The organism is Streptomyces sp. Tu 2975, from assembly GCF_009832925.1.
In the GTDB taxonomy this organism is placed as follows: domain Bacteria; phylum Actinomycetota; class Actinomycetes; order Streptomycetales; family Streptomycetaceae; genus Streptomyces.
The window spans coordinates 5,354,263-5,371,744 of the sequence record NZ_CP047140.1 but is presented as its reverse complement, the minus strand read 5'-3'; the positions used below and the strand labels follow the sequence as shown (position 1 = coordinate 5,371,744).

The 17,482-nt window shown below is 71.8% G+C and carries 12 protein-coding genes; 2 read left to right on the top strand and 10 right to left on the bottom strand.

Annotation, left to right across the window (positions count from 1 at the left end):
- Nucleotides 1-95 precede the first annotated feature (95 nt).
- Entirely contained in the window at nucleotides 96-1,985 is a 1,890-nt protein-coding gene (locus GLX30_RS23750; protein WP_159692131.1) for an AMP-dependent synthetase/ligase, read from the bottom strand.
- Nucleotides 1,986-2,253: 268 nt separating this feature from the next.
- Nucleotides 2,254-4,116 carry a translation elongation factor 4 gene (lepA, locus tag GLX30_RS23745; RefSeq protein WP_159692129.1) on the bottom strand — a complete coding sequence of 621 codons (1,863 nt, stop codon included), beginning with the start codon at nucleotides 4,114-4,116 and terminating at the stop codon, nucleotides 2,254-2,256.
- A 253-nt stretch (nucleotides 4,117-4,369) separates the two neighbouring features.
- Between lepA and rpsT the strand changes: the two genes are divergently transcribed.
- On the top strand, nucleotides 4,370-4,636 hold the full coding sequence (gene rpsT / locus GLX30_RS23740) for a 30S ribosomal protein S20 (protein WP_159692127.1): 267 nt from the start codon (nucleotides 4,370-4,372) through the stop codon (nucleotides 4,634-4,636).
- Nucleotides 4,637-5,206: 570 nt separating this feature from the next.
- On the opposite strand, the gene holA is transcribed toward rpsT, so the two are convergent.
- From holA to GLX30_RS23725, 3 genes are all read right to left on the bottom strand, one after another.
- Nucleotides 5,207-6,190: a DNA polymerase III subunit delta gene (gene holA / locus GLX30_RS23735; RefSeq protein ID WP_159692125.1), complete on the bottom strand. Its 984-nt coding sequence runs from the start codon at nucleotides 6,188-6,190 to the stop codon at nucleotides 5,207-5,209.
- A gap of 45 nt (nucleotides 6,191-6,235) precedes the next feature.
- Entirely contained in the window at nucleotides 6,236-6,481 is a 246-nt protein-coding gene (locus GLX30_RS23730) for a hypothetical protein (protein ID WP_159692123.1), read from the bottom strand.
- A 94-nt stretch (nucleotides 6,482-6,575) separates the two neighbouring features.
- Nucleotides 6,576-7,424 (bottom strand): arylamine N-acetyltransferase, encoded by an 849-nt coding sequence (locus GLX30_RS23725; RefSeq protein WP_159692121.1) that lies wholly within the window; start codon nucleotides 7,422-7,424, stop codon nucleotides 6,576-6,578.
- A 121-nt stretch (nucleotides 7,425-7,545) separates the two neighbouring features.
- Here GLX30_RS23725 and GLX30_RS23720 point away from each other — a divergent pair, with 121 nt between their 5' ends.
- Entirely contained in the window at nucleotides 7,546-8,001 is a 456-nt protein-coding gene (locus GLX30_RS23720) for a pyridoxamine 5'-phosphate oxidase family protein (protein ID WP_159692119.1), read from the top strand.
- 110 nt (nucleotides 8,002-8,111) lie between these two features.
- On the opposite strand, the gene GLX30_RS23715 is transcribed toward GLX30_RS23720, so the two are convergent.
- From GLX30_RS23715 to leuS, 5 genes are all read right to left on the bottom strand, one after another.
- A complete protein-coding gene (locus GLX30_RS23715) occupies nucleotides 8,112-10,865 on the bottom strand; it encodes a ComEC/Rec2 family competence protein (protein WP_244258271.1) in 2,754 nt (917 codons plus the stop codon).
- A complete protein-coding gene (locus GLX30_RS23710; RefSeq protein ID WP_159695212.1) occupies nucleotides 10,862-11,974 on the bottom strand; it encodes a ComEA family DNA-binding protein in 1,113 nt (370 codons plus the stop codon). Before GLX30_RS23710 ends, GLX30_RS23715 begins: the two co-directional genes overlap by 4 nt.
- Before the next feature lie 692 nt (nucleotides 11,975-12,666).
- Nucleotides 12,667-13,512: a DegV family protein gene (locus GLX30_RS23705; protein ID WP_159692117.1), complete on the bottom strand. Its 846-nt coding sequence runs from the start codon at nucleotides 13,510-13,512 to the stop codon at nucleotides 12,667-12,669.
- A gap of 90 nt (nucleotides 13,513-13,602) precedes the next feature.
- A complete protein-coding gene (locus GLX30_RS23700; RefSeq protein WP_159692115.1) occupies nucleotides 13,603-14,343 on the bottom strand; it encodes a hypothetical protein in 741 nt (246 codons plus the stop codon).
- Between the two features lie 166 nt (nucleotides 14,344-14,509).
- On the bottom strand, nucleotides 14,510-17,362 hold the full coding sequence (gene leuS / locus GLX30_RS23695; protein ID WP_159692113.1) for a leucine--tRNA ligase: 2,853 nt from the start codon (nucleotides 17,360-17,362) through the stop codon (nucleotides 14,510-14,512).
- Between the last annotated feature and the right edge of the window lie 120 nt (nucleotides 17,363-17,482).

Below are 17,482 nucleotides of genomic sequence, written 5' to 3'. Positions count from 1 at the left end.
AGGGGGAAGGAAACCGGCAGGAAGGCGTAAGGAGCACACACGCATGCGGCGGAACGGCCGTCGGTCCGACACGTTCCGCCGCTGGTCGTGCGGGGTCACGCCTCGCGGGAACCGGCGTACATGTCCTCGATCAGGTCCTTGTACTCGCGCTCCACGACCGGGCGCTTCAGCTTGAGGCTGGGCGTCAGTTCGCCGTGCTCGATGTCCAGGTCACGCGGGAGCAGCCGGAACTTCTTGATGGTCTGCCAGCGCTGGAGCCCCTCGTTGAGGCGCTTCACGTAGCCCTCGATGAGCTGCTCGGCCTGGGGCGAGGCGACGACCTCGGCGTAGCTCTTGCCGCCCAGGCCGTTCTCCTCGGCCCAGCCGAGGATCGTCGGCTCGTCCAGGGCGATCAGCGCGGTGCAGAAGTTACGGTCCGCGCCGTGCACCAGGATGTTGGACACGAACGGGCACACCGCCTTGAACTGCCCCTCGACCTCGGCGGGCGCGATGTACTTGCCGCCGGACGTCTTGATCAGGTCCTTCTTGCGGTCCGTGATCCGCAGGTAGCCGTCGGCGGACAGCTCGCCGATGTCGCCGGTGTGGAACCACCCGTCGGACTCGAGGACCTCTGCGGTCTTCTCGGGCAGGTTGTGGTAGCCCTCCATGATCCCGGGGCCGCGGAGCAGGATCTCGCCGTCGTCGGCGATACGCACCTCGCAGCCGGGCACCGGCTTGCCGACCGTGCCGGTGCGGTAGGCCTCGCCCGGGTTGACGAAGGAGGCGGCGCTGGACTCCGTCAGACCGTAGCCCTCGAGGATGTGGATGCCGGCGCCGGCGAAGAAGTAGCCGATGTCGGGGGCGAGCGCGGCGGAACCGGAGACGGCGGCGCGCAGTCGTCCGCCGAACGCCTCGCGCAGCTTGGAGTAGACGAGCGCGTCGGCGACCTTGTGCTTGGCGTTCAGCCCGAAGGGGGCGGACGCGTTGCCGGTGCGGCGGAAGTTGTCCTGCGTGACCTTCGCGTACTCGCGGGCGACTCCGGCGGCCCACTGGAAGATCTTGTACTTGGCGCCGCCGCCGGCGCGCGCCTTGGCCGCGACCCCGTTGTAGACCTTCTCGAAGATGCGGGGAACGGCCGCCATGTACGTCGGCTGGACGACCGGGAGGTTCTCGATGATCTTGTCGACGCGGCCGTCGACCGCCGTGACGTGGCCGACCTCGATCTGTCCCGAGGTCAGCACCTTGCCGAAGACGTGGGCGAGCGGCAGCCAGAGGTACTGCACGTCGTCCTTGGTGACCAGGCCGGTCGAGGCGATGGCCTTGGCCATGTAGGACCAGTTGTCGTGCGGCAGGCGCACACCCTTGGGACGGCCCGTGGTGCCCGAGGTGTAGATGAGTGTCGCCAGCTGGTCGGCGGTGATCGCCGCGACCCGCTCCTTGACGGCCTCCGGGTTCTTGGCGAGGTACTTCGCGCCGCGCGCCTCGAGGTCGGCCAGGGTGAGGACCCAGCCCTCCGGCTCGGAGCTCTCCGACTCGACGCCGGCCGGGTCGATGACCACGACGTGCTTCAGCTCGGGCAGCTCGGTGCGCTTCTCCCGCGCCTTGGCCAGCTGGGTGGCGTCCTCGGCGATCAGCACCCGGCTCGAGGAGTCGGCGAGGATGTACGCCGACTCCTCCGCGTTGGTGGACGGGTAGATCGTCGTGGTCGCGCCGCCCGCGCACATCACGCCGAGGTCGGCGAGGATCCACTCGACCCGGGTGGAGGAGGCGAGGGCGACCCGCTCCTCCGCGTTCACGCCCAGGTCGATCAGTCCGGCCGCGACGGCGTAGACCCTCTCGGCGGCCTGGCCCCAGCTCAGGGACTTCCAGTCGTCGGGGCCCGAGCCCGAGGCGGGGGGCACCGGGTACCGGTAGGCCTCGTCGTCCGGCGTGACTGCCACGCGTTCGGTGAAGAGGGTCGCCACCGAAGGCGGCCGGTTCTCGATCAGGGTCTGGGTTTCGCTCACGACGTCCTCCGGGCCTGCGGCAACACTGCACGACTGGCTGGTTGTTTAACTGGCGAGTAACCATCGAGCCGTGCTCAGGGTAAAGCCCGTGGGACCAGCGCGTAAGTGCCTGCGGGCTGCCGCTTGATAACGAACGGAGCGCAGGTCCACCGGTTGGCGGAACGGATCGATGTATCAGGCATCTGAATTTCGCGACGGTTCCGGACGGCCGAAAGCGCCCGTCCCGGCACGGGACGGGCGCTTTCGCGGACCCGGGACGACGCGGAGGCTACTTCTTCTTGCCACCCTCGTCGCTGGACAGCACCGCGATGAAGGCCTCCTGCGGGACCTCCACGGAACCGACCATCTTCATCCGCTTCTTGCCTTCCTTCTGCTTCTCCAGCAGCTTCCGCTTACGGGAGATGTCACCGCCGTAGCACTTGGCGAGGACGTCCTTGCGAATGGCGCGGATCGTCTCGCGGGCGATCACCCGGGAGCCGATGGCCGCCTGGATCGGCACCTCGAACGCCTGCCTCGGGATCAGCTCGCGCAGCTTGGCGACGAGCCGCACGCCGTACGCGTAGGCCGCGTCCTTGTGGGTGATCGCAGAGAAGGCGTCCACCTTGTCGCCGTGCAGCAGGATGTCGACCTTGACCAGGCTGGAGGCCTGCTCGCCGGTGGGCTCGTAGTCCAGGGAGGCGTAGCCGCGGGTCTTGGACTTCAGCTGGTCGAAGAAGTCGAAGACGATCTCCGCGAGCGGCAGGGTGTAGCGGATCTCGACCCGGTCCTCGGAGAGGTAGTCCATGCCGAGGAGGGTGCCGCGGCGGGTCTGGCACAGCTCCATGATCGAGCCGATGAACTCGCTGGGCGCGAGGATCGTCGCCCGCACCACCGGCTCATGGACGTCGGCGATCTTCCCCTCGGGGAACTCGCTCGGGTTGGTGACCGTGTGCTCGGTGCCGTCCTCCATCGTCACGCGGTAGACCACGTTCGGAGCGGTGGCGATCAGGTCCAGGCCGAACTCGCGCTCGAGGCGCTCCCGGATCACGTCCAGGTGCAGCAGGCCGAGGAAGCCCACACGGAAGCCGAAGCCCAGCGCCGCCGACGTCTCCGGCTCGTACACCAGCGCGGCGTCGTTGAGCTGGAGCTTGTCGAGGGCGTCACGCAGCTCGGGATAGTCGGAGCCGTCCAGCGGGTACAGGCCGGAGAACACCATCGGCTTCGGGTCCTTGTAGCCGCCGAGGGCCTCCGTGGCTCCCTTGTGCAGGGTGGTGATCGTGTCACCGACCTTGGACTGGCGGACGTCCTTCACACCGGTGATGAGGTAACCCACCTCACCGACACCCAGGCCGTCGGCCGGCAGCATCTCCGGTGAGTTGGTGCCGATCTCCAGCAGCTCGTGCGTGGCGCCGGTCGACATCATCCGGATCCGCTCACGCTTGTTGAGCTGGCCGTCGATGACACGGACGTACGTGACGACGCCGCGGTACGAGTCGTAGACCGAGTCGAAGATCATCGCGCGGGCGGGGGCGTCGGCGACGCCGACCGGGGCCGGCACCTCCCGGACCACCCGGTCGAGCAGCGCCTCGACACCGAGACCCGTCTTGGCGGAGACCCTGAGCACATCGGTCGGGTCACAGCCGACCAGGTTCGCCAGCTCCTCGGCGAACTTCTCCGGCTGGGCGGCCGGCAGGTCGATCTTGTTGAGCACCGGGACGATCGCGAGGTCGTTCTCCATCGCCAGGTACAGGTTGGCGAGGGTCTGCGCCTCGATGCCCTGGGCCGCGTCGACCAGCAGGACCGTGCCCTCACAGGCGGCCAGGGACCGGGACACCTCGTACGTGAAGTCGACGTGACCCGGAGTGTCGATCATGTTGAGGATATGGGTCTTCCCCTGCCCCTCTCCCTCGGTGGGGGCCCAGGGCAGACGGACCGCCTGGGACTTGATCGTGATGCCGCGCTCGCGCTCGATGTCCATCCGGTCGAGGTACTGGGCGCGCATCTGCCGCTGCTCGACCACACCCGTCAGCTGGAGCATCCGGTCGGCAAGGGTCGACTTGCCGTGGTCGATGTGCGCGATGATGCAGAAGTTGCGGATCAGAGCCGGGTCGGTACGGCTCGGCTCGGGCACGTGGATAGGAGTCGCGGGCACGCAGGGTCCTGATTCTTTGGCAGACGCCGGGTCGGTGAGCTCGGCTCGGGCTCGGCTCGGCTCTTTGTCGGATCGATACGTAGGCTCCATGGTCCCACGGGTCGGCGACTGTGCCGGGTTTGGGCCGTCCGTGGGGCGACTGGTAGCCTGAGCAGCTGTGTCTCGTTTCCTCTCCGGAGGCGCCTTCCGTACCCGCAGGGTCACGGGGGAGGGACGCAACCTCAGAGATCATCGAACCTGAAAAGGCTCTTTCGTGGCGAACATCAAGTCCCAGATCAAGCGGAACAAGACGAACGAGAAGGCGCGCCTGCGCAACAAGGCCGTCAAGTCCTCGCTCAAGACCGCGATCCGCAAGGCCCGTGAGGCTGTCGCCACCGGCGACGTCGAGTCGGCGACCGCGGCGGCCCGTGCGGCCTCCCGTCAGCTCGACAAGGCCGTCTCGAAGGGCGTCATCCACAAGAACGCCGCCGCCAACAAGAAGTCGGCGCTGGCTGCCAAGGTTGGCTCCCTCCAGGGCTGAGCTACTGACTGATCGCCGGCAGGGATCAAGCGGGCCCTCTCATCCGCTCCCGGTCGGCACCCCCGCGCCGCACGCGGCCTGCGTTCGCCACGCGGGTGCGGCGCACCGAGCTTCACACGAAGGCCCCGGGCCGTTGTCCTTCCCCAGGACGGCGGACCGGGGCCTTCGTCATGCCGTGAGCCGGGCGTGAGCGAGCCTGAGACGCTGGTCCGGGGCCTGTGCGGGCTGTTCGGGGCCTGAAGCGGGCTCGTGCGGGGCCCGATGCCGGCTGGTAGGGGGCTGCAGTGGGCCGGTCCGGGGCTGAAGCACGCTGGTGCGGGAGCTGAAGCGGGCCGGTCCGGGCCTGATGCCGGCTGGTCGGGGGCTCGGCGGGCCGATGCCGGGCCTGAAGCGGGCCGGTCCGGGGCTGAAGCACGCTGGTGCGGGAGCTGAAGCGGGCCGGTCCGGGCCTGATGCCGGCTGGTCGGGGGCTCGGCGGGCCGATGCCGGGCTGCGGGGCGGGCGGGCGTCACTCCCGCTCGGGACGGACGCCTGCACCGCGGGCGTGCCGCCGGGGCCTCTCGGGCCGGCTCAGCGGCGCGAGCGCGCCGCCGTCGCGATCGTCACGACCGCCTTCTCCAACGCGTACTCCGCGTCGTCGCCGCCACCCTTGACCCCCGCGTCGGCCTCGGCCACCGCGCGGAGGGCCATGGCCACACCGTCGGGGGTCCAGCCGCGCATCTGCTGGCGTACGCGGTCGATCTTCCACGGCGGCATGCCCAGCTCACGCGCCAGGTCGGCCGGCCGGCCGCCGCGCGCGGAGGACAGCTTGCCGATCGCCCGGACGCCCTGCGCGAGCGCGCTCGTGATCAGCACGGGCGCGACGCCCGTCGACAGTGACCAGCGCAGCGCCTCCAGCGCCTCCGCCGCCCGGCCCTCCACGGCCCGGTCGGCGACGTTGAAGCTCGACGCCTCCGCGCGGCCCGTGTAGTAACGGCCCACGACCGCCTCGTCGACGGTGCCCTCGACGTCCGCCGTCAGCTGCGACACCGCAGAGGCCAGCTCCCGCAGGTCGCTCCCGACGGAGTCGACGAGGGCCTGGCACGCCTCGGGCGTGGCGGACCTGCCCAGCGCACGGAACTCGGACCGCACGAAGTTCAGCCGCTCGGCGGGCTTGGTCGTCTTGGGGCAGCCGACCTCCCGCGCCCCGGCCTTACGCGCCGCGTCCAGCAGGCCCTTGCCCTTGGCCCCGCCGGGGTGCAGCAGCACCAGGGTGATCTCCTCGGCGGGAGCGCCGAGATACGCCTTGACGTCCTTGACCGTGTCCGCGGAGAGATCCTGCGCATTGCGCACGATCACCACCTTGCGCTCGGCGAAGAGCGACGGGCTGGTCAGCTCGGCGAGTGTGCCGGGCAGAAGCTGATCGGCGGTGAGGTCCCGTACGTCCGTGTCGGCGTCGGCGGCCCGCGCCGCCGCCACCACCTGTTGAACGGCACGGTCGAGAAGCAGATCCTCCTGGCCCACGGCGAGAGTCACGGGGGCGAGCGGATCGTCGGTCGAGTTCTTGGTGGCCATCGCGCTCCAGCATCCCACGCCCCACCGACAGCCCCGGGCGAACGGTCAGTGCGCCTCGCGCCACCCGTCCCAGGCCGCCACGAACGCGTCGAGCGCGGAGGCGTCCATCGTGCCCTCCGGGTCCTCGACGACGACCAGCCACTGGGCGTCCTCCGCGTCGTCCTCGCCCGCCAGTGCGTCCCGCACGAGCTGGGGTTCCTCCGTCACCGGGAAGCTCTCGCCGATCGTCTCCGCCACCTCCTCCGCGGCGTCGCGGTCGGGCAGCACCAGCACATGTCTCACATCGCTCACCGGCATATTGTGCCGGGGCCTGCGGCAACGTTTGCACCGTGCCCGGCGACGGGTCCTGCGACCGGTGGCACGACCACCAGTGGCGCGACCGGTCTCAGGACGCCGCGGGCCGGACCTCCGGCACCCGGTCGAGCTCCAGGCCGAAGTGCTCGCGGTAGGCGGCGAGCACTGCGTCGTCGCCGCCCAGCAGCCGCTCGTGCCGCTCACCGGCCACGGTCGTGACGAGCTTGCGGCCGGTCAGCGTGATCCGGCCGTCCTCCGTGAGCCGGGAGCACACCAGTGACCGGGTGAAGTGCGAGAGGGGCGAGGTGCGGTGCCACCAGGCGCCCGCCTCGAAGTCCGGCAGCTCACGCGGCCTGGTGTCGAGACGGAACTGCCGCCTGCCGTCCCGGACCACGTCGAGGTCCCCCTCGGCCGCCTCTTCGACACGGAACGTGCCCGCAGGGTCCTCCTGCCCACCCCGCTCCGCGAGAAGCAAGGGGTGGTGGCTGTGATCGCCGAAGCCGACATCGGCCAGCCAGGGGCCGCTGCCGTCGGCCGTCTCCACCCGGAGCGCCATGTGGTCGTAGGGGATGCCGAGGCGTCCGCCGTCGCCGAAGACCCTGGCCTGGAACAGGGTCACGCCGAAGCCGAGGCTGCGCAGCAGCACGGCGAACGCGCCGTTGAGTTCGTAGCAGAAACCGCCGCGGCGAGCAGCGACCACCTTGTCGAGGAGCGGGCCGTCCTCCAGGACGAGGGGCTCACCGAGATGGATCGACAGATTCTCGAACGGTACGGACAGCAAGTGCCGCAGCTGGAGTTCCCGCAGCGCTGCGGCGTCGGCCCGCTCCGGCCGTGCGCAGCCGATGCGGGCGAGGTAGGCATCTGTGTCCCGGGAGTCGGAGTCCCGTGACGAGAGGTCGGACGGGGTCGCGGCGGACGGGGTCGGCGGAAGAGTGTTCATGAACGCAGTCTCCTGCGCGCTCCGCCGCCCCGCCAGGGCCGCTGGTCCTGGTCCGGAAGGCGGAGACGGCTCCTCCCACAGCCCGACGCGGTGCGGCGCGGGCACCGCGTAGCTTGCAGCCATGACGACCCAGGAGCAGGCACGCAGCCGGGAGGAGCGCCGGCGGGACACCCTCGCCCGGCTGGCGGACGACAAGGACGCGTGGGTCGCGACGGCGTCCCCGGAGGGGCAGCCGTGCCTGATGCCGCTGTCGTTCGCGTGGCACGGCGCCACCCTGCTGATGTGCACCCGGCGCACCAATCCCACCGCCCGCAACCTGACGCCTCGGGGCGAGGTCGTCGTGACCCTCGGCCACACCCGCGACGTCGTGCACCTCGAGGGGACCGCCGAGGTCGTCGAGGGCTCGGCACTGCCGGCCGAGTCGGCCGACGCCTTCGCCGCGAAGCTGCGCTGGGACCCGCGGGACCGGCACCTCTGGGTGTATCTGCGGATCACCCCCCGTGTGGTGAAGGCATGGCGCGAGGAGAACGAGCTGAAGGACCGGCTGATCATGAGCCACGGACGCTGGCTGGACTGACGGCAGGGCGGACGGCGGGACGGACGGCAAGGCGGCCGACAGAACGGACGGCGGGACGTCAGGACGTGCCCCGGCCGAGCGGACCGTCGACGGGCGCTCGGCCGACAGCTTCATCCGGCGCCGCGTGCCACCGCCCTCAGGTCCGCACCGGCGCCCGTCACCGCGATCGCACCGTCCCGGTCCGTACGCATCACGAGCGCACCCCGTGCCCGCAACGCCGCGACCGTGCGGGGCGCCGGATGTCCGTACTTGTTGTCCCTCCCGCACGAGATGAGCGCCAGCCGTGGCCGGGCTCCCGCCAGCAGCGCGGGCTCCTGATAGGCGGAGCCGTGGTGGGCGACCTTGAGCACATCGACAGCCGGAAGCGCCGGGTGCGCCCGTATCAGCCGTTGCTGGGACGGCGGTTCCAGGTCGCCGAGGAGCAGCATGGACAGTCCACCGGCCGCCCGGACGAGCAGCGCGACGCTGGCGTCGTTCGGCCCTTCCGGTGCCGCGCCGCGGGACAGGTCGGGCCACAGGACCTGCCAGGTGAGCCGCCCCGCCCTGCGCCGCTCCCCCGGTATCGCGTGGATCACCGGCACCCCGGCCGCCTCCGCCGTGCGCCGGACGAACGTGGCCTGCCAGCGCGGCTCTTCGAACGCGGTCGTCTGGACCGCGCCCACCGCCCTGCCCCGAAACACGCCCTCCAGGCCGGCCACGTGGTCGGCGTGAAAGTGGGTCACGAGCACCAGCGGCACCTCTGTGACGCCGAGCTCGCTCAGGCACCGGTCGGTGAGACCGGGGTCGGGTCCCGCGTCCACGACCACGGCAGCGCCGGCACCGGCGGTGAGCACCATGGCATCACCCTGTCCCACGTCGCACATGACCATCGCCCAGCCGGGTGGGGGCCATCCGGTCAGTTTCGCGGTCAGCGGGGCCGGGCGGACCACGGCCAGCACGAGCAGGAGCGCGCAGAGCGCCACCGCCCAGGGGTGCCGTGTCAGCCGGCGGGCCACGAGGATCAGCACCACGGTCAGTGCGGCGAGCAGCAGACCACCGCGCCAGCCGCCCGGCCAGTCGGTCTGGGCGCCGGGCAGAGCCGCTCCCGAGCGGGCCACCGACGCGATCCAGCCCGCGGGCCAGCCGGCCGCACGCGCCAGCAACTCGGCGACCGGTATGGCCACGGGTGCGGTGGCCAGCGCCGCGAATCCCAGGATCGTCGCGGGAGCGACGGCGAGTTCGGCGACGAGGTTGCAGGGAATCGCTACCAGGCTGACCCTGGCCGCGAACACGGCGACCACCGGTGCGCACACCGCCTGCGCCGCCGCCGTCGCGGCGAGTGCCTCAGCGAGCCGGGCCGGTACCCGCCTCCGTTGGAGCGCCTCGCTCCAGCGCGGGCCGATGGTGAGAAGGGCGCCGGTGGCCAGGACGGAGAGCAGGAAGCCGTAACTCCGAGCCAGCCACGGGTCGTAGAGCACGAGCAGAAGGGCGGCGGCGGCGAGTGCCGGTACGAGGGACCTGCGCCTGCCCGTGCCGATGGCGAGCAGGGTGACAAGTCCGCAGGCCGCTGCCCGCAGCACACTCGGCTCCGGCCGGCACACGACCACGAACGCGAGGGTGAGCGCACCTCCCAGCAGCGCCGTGCCGCGCAGAGTGATGCCCAGCAGTGGTGCCAGACCGCGGCGTTCGGCCAGCAGCGCCGTGCCCGGTGGACCGATCAGCAGGATCAGCACGATGGTGAGGTTGCTCCCGGACACGGCCAACAAGTGGGTCAGGTCCGTCGCTTCGAAGGCGGCGTGGAGGTCGGCGGGAATGCGGGAGGTGTCCCCGACGACCAACCCCGGCAGCAGCGCACGGGCGTCCGGGGCCAGGCCGTCCGTGGCCTCGCGAAGTCCGGCGCGCAGATCGCCGGCCGTGCGTTGCATGCCGGTCGGCGGGCGGACGACCGGCGGAGGGCCGCCGTCAGCCCGTAGGACGGCGGCGAACGGATCGTCCTCGCGGAGCGGCTTCACCAGGCGTCCGCCCACCCTCAGCCGGGTGGAGGGCAGGAGGCGCTGCCATGCCGTGTCCGCTTCGCCGGGGGAGACGATCACCAGGACGGGAGTACGGGTCCTGGTGACGGCTCCGCCGGGCACGGTGACCCGCGTCACCTCGGCGTTCAGCACCCATGCCGCCGGGGCCGCCGGGTCGCCCGCGGCCTTGGAGCGGGTGGGACGCGGATCGGAGGTGACGGTCAACTCGACCGTGACCCGCGCCTGCCGGTCGGCCAGACCGGGCAGCGGCCCACGGCGGAGGTCCGCGCCGTGCAGCCCGGCGGAAGCCGCGCCCGCCGCCGCACACAGCAACACACCCGCGAGGGCGGTGGCGCCCCGCCACCACCGCGGCGAACGGGCCGGGGGAGCTTGTGCGGCCGTCCTGCCTCCGAGGCCCGGCGCCGTGTCCCGGCCGCCACCGGGCCGTGACACGGCAACGCCTGCCGCGTCCCTGTCCGGGACCCGCCGTGACATCGCACCCCCTGCCGCGTCCCTGACCGATGCGCGCCGGGCCGCCGTACTCCACGTCGTGCCCCGGTGACCCTCGGGCGGGGACACCGCAACGCCTGCCGTGGCCTGGTGGTTTCTGCGCTGTGCCGCCGCGGCCCACGCCGTGTCCCGCCGGCCTCTGCGCCGTGACAAGGCAGCCCAAAGCGGCAGCAGTGCCGCGGCGGCGAGGCATGCAGCCACGCCGGCCGCCGTCCACCGGCCCGGGGCCCCCAGCGCGACAGCCGACGCCGCCCAGGCCGCCAACGCGGGCGGGACGAGCCGCAGATCGGTCGGGCCTTCCGGAGGGGAGCCGGACGCGCCCGGCCGGTGGTCCGCGTCGGGGTGGACCGGGAGGACGGTCATGGCCGCACCAGGTTCCGCAGGTCCTCGAACCGGCGGTCGCCGATCCCGTTGACGTCACGCAGCTCGTCGATCGACCGGAAGCCGCCGTTCTGCATGCGGTGGTCGACGATGTGCTGCGCGAGCACTGGGCCTACTCCCGGCAGCGTCTCCAACTGCTCCAGGGTCGCCGAGCTGAGGCTGATCGGGCCTGCGGCCGGTCCGGCGGCAGGATCCGCGCGGGGCCCGCCCGGTCCGGGCGGCGCGGGCGCGCCCACGACGACCTGTTCGCCGTCGGTCAATACCCGCGCCCGGTTGAGCCCGGTCAGGTCGGTGCCCGGCTTCACGCCTCCTGCCGCCTCGAGTGCGTCGGCCACCCGTGATCCCGCAGGCAGTTCGAGCACTCCGGGCCGGCGCACCTTGCCGCTCACGTCGACCACGATCGGGGCCGCCTGCTGCGGGCCGACGGGCGGCCGGCCCGGCGAAGGTGACGGCTCGGTTGCCGGTCCTGCTGCGGGCCCGGTCACGGACTGCGGCTGGGCCGAACCCTGCTGGACCAGCTCCGGCGCCCGTACCGCCTGCGGCCGGCCCACCCAGAAGTGCTGGGCCGCGAACACGGCCGCCGCCACGAGGACCACGGCGAGCGCCGCGAGCGTCTTGGGCTCGAGCCCGCACCGCACCTGCACCCACACCGGCAGCCGGTCCCGGATCGCGAGCCCGAAGCGGGAGGGCCCGCCCCCGGCCACCTGCCTGCCCGTGCGGTTCACGGGGACGTCCCCGTCAGCGCGGATAACGGATGCGTCCCGGTCAGTGCGGGTAACAGGGGCGTCCGTGTCGGCACCTGCCCCATGTGCGTCGTCCCTCCTGGTGTCCGGGACGGGTGTGCCGCCGTCGGTTCCGGGTGAGGTCGCTCCGGCCCCGGCCGCTCTTCCGGCCTCGGCCCCTCCGTAGCCGCCGGCCCTGGGGTCCGTCGTCCAGGCGATCGGCTCCGGCAGGCCGGTCCGCCCTGGGGACCGCACCCGCCCGCTACGGCCGCCGCGGCCGGGGCCGGTCCCCGCGCCTGCCCGCCGCCCCCGCGGCGCCGGTCGTGTGGGCGGACGCGTTACCGGGCCCGAGGTCACCGGCGCCGGCAGGTACGGCGGAGAGTGCGACGCGAGGTGAGTCACCCGACGCCGGGGCGGGCGGGGGGCCGGACGCGTGAGCGAACGGCCCCGCGGAACCCCCGCCAGCACGCCGCCTCCGTCGTGCGGAAACGCCGCAGTCATGAACAAGGCGTCAGCCCGCTGCCGCAGGGCGACGGCCTCCGCGGTCGGGGCGCGTCCGCCCCGCAGACCAGAAGGCCGTAGGACACGCGGTACCGGGCCCCCGGCGCCGGTAGAACCAGCCCCGGCAGGTACACCTCCGCCGACGGCCTGCGCCTGCCCTGACCGGTACGCGTGCCCGGGCAGGGCAGGCGGTCGGCCGAGGACGTGGCCGTGACCATGCCCGTGCCCGTGCCCGTGGGAGCGTGCGCGGCGATCGGAGGCCGGGGCGCGGCCCGGGCCACTGGTTGCGGAACGTGATCGAAGAGCCATGTCACAGGACGGTAGGCACATTCGCTCGAACCCGCCGAGCACGCCCAATTCCGGTGGAAAAGCAGCCGGTTGTGGATATCCCGACCACTCTCACGGGTGAGGGACCGACCACCCGAGCACGGCAACCACCCTCCGGACCGGCGACCCGCCACCCCGGCCGCTCCTCTCGGACCGCCACCCCGGCACGCCGACCGACCGCCCCGGCACGACGGCCGACCCACTCCGCGCCGCGCCGGCCCCGCCCCGCCGTCTCAGCGCGGCGAGACCACCACGCCGAGCAGCCCCGGCCCGGTGTGCGCCCCGATGACCGCACCGACCTCGCTGACATGCAGGTCGGCCAGTCCCGGCACCCGGTGCCGCAGACGGTCCGCGAGTGCGGCGGCCCGCTCCGGCGCCGCCAAGTGGTGCACCGCGATGTCCACCGGCGCCGTGCCGGCCCGTTCGGCGGCGATCTCCTCCAGCCGTGCGATCGCCCGCGACGCCGTGCGCACCCGCTCCAGCATGTCGATGCGGCCGTCGACCAGTTGGAGCAGCGGTTTCACGGCGAGCGCGGAGCCGAGCAGCGCCTGCGCCGCCCCGATCCGCCCGCCGCGGCGCAGGTAGTCGAGGGTGTCGACATAGAAATACGCGGCGGTGTCCGCCGCCCGCTTCTCCGCCGCGGCCACTGCTTCGTCCAGCGATCCGCCCGCCTCCGACACCTCCGCCGCCGCGAGAGCGCAGAATCCGAGCGCCATGGCGATCATCCCGGTGTCGACGACCCTGACCGGGACGGGTGCGTCCTTGGCCGCCAGTACCGCCGCGTCGTGGGTGCCGGAGAGTTCGGAGGAGAGGTGCAACGAGACGATTCCGGTGGCGCCGGCGGCCGCGGCTTCGCGGTAGGCCCGAGCGAACGTTTCCGGGCTGGGCCTGGAGGTGGTGACCGGGCGCCGTTTCTGCAGGGCGGTGGCGAGCGAGCGGGCCGAGATCTCGGTGCCCTCTTCCAGCGCCTGGTCGCCGAGTACGACGGTCAGCGGTACCGCCGTGATGCCGTGCCGTTCCATCGCCGGTGGCGGCAGGTAGGCCGTTGAATCGGTGACGATCGCGACATGGCGGGACATGAGCGGGAGGTTACCCGCAGGCGGCGTCGTACGGCAGCCCGACCTGTCCACACGCCGTGCGCAGGGGTGGCCGGGGTGCGGCGGCAGGCGTCAGTTCGTGGTTTCCGGGCGGGCGGTCTTCTGCCACGGGTAGGTGGTCTGCCGAGGGTCCGGCGCGGTGATCGCCTGCGGCTGGCCGGGCGTCTCGTCCTCCGGCTCGGACCGTGTGCGGGCCCCCGGCTCGGGCCGCGCCGCCGCCGGACGACCGGCCTCCGGGGCCTCGGGCTCGGCGGTCCCGTTGCCGTCGGTCGTGGACCAGTGCCGTAGCGCCCCCGCCTCCATGTCGATCTGAGAGCTCAGCGCGTCGAGATCGTCCTCTGCGAACTTCTGGGCGCGGTCCCGGGCAGCCCAGCGCAGCGACTCGGCGGAGCGGGTGATCCGCTCCGTGCGCTCGCGCAGGCCCGGCATCAGGGAGCCGACCGTGGCCCGGTCGGGCTCACGCTCGAGCCGCCTGAGCTCCTCGTCCAGTTCGTGTCCGTGTGCGCTGAGCCGCCGGAAGAGGGCGAGCGACTCGGACAGTGAGGCGTCCTCGGCCGCACCGGCGTTCAGTGCCTCCTGTGTCGCCCTCATCGACGTACGCAGCTTCAGCCGAAGCTGCGCCAGCTCGCCGGTCACGCCGGGCTGCCCGTAGCTCTTCGCGCGCAGCGCGGTGTCCTCGACCGTGCGCCGTGCCTGGGTGACGGTGCGCTCGACACCGCGCTTGGCGGCCTTCACGGCTTTCACGCCCACGTACACCCCAAGTGCCACGAAGGCGAAGAAGAGCAGCGCCAGGATCATGATCGCGGCTTCCATGTGCGCCCTCCGGCGTCGGTTGTGGTCCTTCCACGGTAAACGGAACGGGCAGGCCGTAGGTTCCTTCGGAACCCCCAACCTGCCCGTAGGGGAAACCCCCGGCGGCCCGCGACCCGCCGCACAGGGGCGTTCCGCCCTTTCTGCGCGGCCGCGAACCCGCCCCTCGTTACGCGGGCACGATGTTGACCAGCTTCGGAGCCCGCACGATCACCTTGCGGATCCCGGCGCCGGCCAGGGCGCCGACGACCGCCGCGTCGCCCAGTGCCAGCGCCTCGAGCTCCTCGTCCGTGATGGACGGGGAGACCTCCAGGCGGGCCTTGACCTTGCCCTTGATCTGTACGACGCAGGTGACGGTCTCGTCCACGACGTACGCCGGGTCGGCGACCGGGAAGTCCTGGTGGACGACCGAGTCGGTGTGGCCCAGTTTGCGCCACAGCTCCTCCGCGATGTGCGGTGCCAGCGGCGCGACCAGCAGCACCAGGCGCTCCGCCACGGAGCGCGACACGGGGCCGCCCGTCTTCGTCAGGTGGTTGTTCAGCTCGGTGATCTTGGCGATGGCGGTGTTGAAACGCATCGCCGACATGTCCTGCGAGACTCCGTCGATGGCCTTGTGCAGGGCTCGCAGCGTCGCCTCGTCCGGCTCGCCGTCGACGACGGTGACCTCGCCGGTCGCCTCGTCGACGACGTTGCGCCACAGCCGCTGCAGCAGCCGGTACTGGCCGACGACGGCGCGGGTGTCCCACGGCCGGGAGACGTCCAGGGGGCCCATGGCCATCTCGTACAGGCGCAGGGTGTCGGCACCGTACTCGGCGCAGATCTCGTCCGGAGTGACGGCGTTCTTCAGGGACTTGCCCATCTTGCCCAGCTCGCGCTTGACCGGCCGGCCGTCGTGGAAGAACTTCCCGTCGCGCTCCTCGACCTCGGTGGCCGTGACCGGGAAGCCGCGCTCGTCGCGGTAGACGTACGCCTGGATCATGCCCTGGTTGTACAGCTTGTGGAACGGCTCGACCGAGGAGACGTGCCCCAGGTCGAACAGCACCTTGGACCAGAAGCGCGCGTACAGCAGGTGCAGCACGGCGTGCTCCGCGCCGCCGACGTACAGGTCGACACCGCCGTGCGGCTGGCCTTCGCGCGGCCCCATCCAGTACTGCTCGATGTCCGGCGCGACCAGCTGCTCGCTGTTGTGCGGGTCGAGGTAGCGCAGTTCGTACCAGCACGAACCCGCCCAGTTGGGCATGGTGTTGGTCTCGCGGCGGTAGCGCTTGGGGCCGTCGCCCAGGTCCAGCTCGACGGCGACCCAGTCCTCGTTGCGGGACAGCGGCGTCTCGGGCTGGGTGTTTGCGTCGTCGGGGTCGAAGGTGCGCGGCGAGTAGTCGTCGACCTCCGGCAGTTCCAGGGGCAGCATCGACTCGGGCAGCGCGTGCGCGACGCCGTCCTCGTCGTAGACGATCGGGAACGGCTCGCCCCAGTAGCGCTGCCTGCTGAACAGCCAGTCACGCAGCCGGAAGTTGACCGTGCCCTCGCCGATGCCCTTGCCGGTCAGCCAGGCGGTGATCTTCGCCTTGGCCTCCGCGACGTCCAGGCCGTTCAGGGAGATCTCGTCGTTGGCGGAGTTGATGGCGGGGCCCGCTCCGGTGAACGCCTCACCCTCCCAGCCCTCCGGCGGCTGCACCGTGCGGATGATGGGCAGTCCGAAGGCCTCGGCGAACTCCCAGTCGCGCTCGTCCTGTCCGGGGACGGCCATGATGGCGCCGGTGCCGTAGCCCATCAGGACGTAGTCGGCGACGAAGACCGGGATCCGCTCCCCGGTGACCGGGTTCACGGCGTACGAGCCGGTGAACACACCGGTCTTGTCCTTGTGCTCGGTCTGGCGCTCGACGTCGCTCTTCGTCTGGGCCTGCTTGCGGTAGGCGGCGACGGCCTCCGCCGGGGTCGCGGCGCCGCCGGTCCACTCGGCCTTGACGCCGTCCGGCCACTCGGCCGGGACGATGGAGTCGATCAGGCCGTGCTCGGGGGCGAGGACCATGTAGGTGGCGCCGAACAGGGTGTCGGGGCGGGTGGTGAAGACGGTGATCCGCGCGCCGTCGTGGCCGTCGACGACGAAGTCGACGCGGGCGCCCTCGGAGCGGCCGATCCAGTTGCGCTGCTGCAGTTTGATGGCCTCGGGCCAGTCCAGCGCGTCCAGGTCGTCCAGCAGCCGGTCGGCGTAGGCGGTGATGCGCATGTTCCACTGGCGCAGCTTGGCCTTGAAGACGGGGAAGTTCCCGCGCTCGGAGCGGCCGTCGGCGGTGACCTCTTCGTTGGCCAGCACGGTGCCCAGGCCGGGGCACCAGTTGACCGGCGCGTCGGAGGCGTAGGCCAGGCGGTAGCCGCCCAGGACGTCGGCGCGCTCCAGGGAGCTCAGCTCGCTCCACGCCCCGCCTCCGGGCACCTCACGGGCGCCGCTCTCGAACTGGGCCACCAGCTCGTCGATCGGGCGCGCCTTGTCCGCCTTCTCGTCGTACCAGGAGTTGAAGATCTGGACGAAGATCCACTGGGTCCACTTGTAGTAGTCCGGGTCGATCGTCGCGAAGGACCTGCGGTTGTCGTGGCCCAGGCCCAGCCGGCGCAGCTGCACCTTCATGTTCTCGATGTTCGCCTCGGTCGACACGCGCGGGTGCGTGCCGGTCTGCACGGCGTACTGCTCCGCCGGCAGGCCGAAGGCGTCGAAGCCCAGGGTGTGCAGGACGTTGTGCCCGGTCATGCGCTGGTGACGGGCGAAGACGTCGGTGGCGATGTATCCCAGGGGGTGGCCGACGTGCAGTCCGGCACCCGAAGGGTACGGGAACATGTCCATGACGAACTTCTTGGGCCGGGCCACCAGCGCGGCGTCCCCCGCCAGGTCCCCGCTCGGGTTGGGCGCCTGATAGGTGCCCTCCGCGTCCCAGAAGTCCTGCCAGCGTGCCTCGATGTCGGCCGCCATGGCAGCCGTATAACGATGCGGGGCTGCTGTCTCCGCAGCCGAGTTCATCTCGCTCATGATCCTTGAAGCTCCATCGATCGTCTCTGCCGACTGCCAGCCGATTCACGTACCAGGGGAAATGAAAAATCCCCTCGCACAGGAGGGGACGCCGCGCCGATTCCGACCGGATTTCTCATC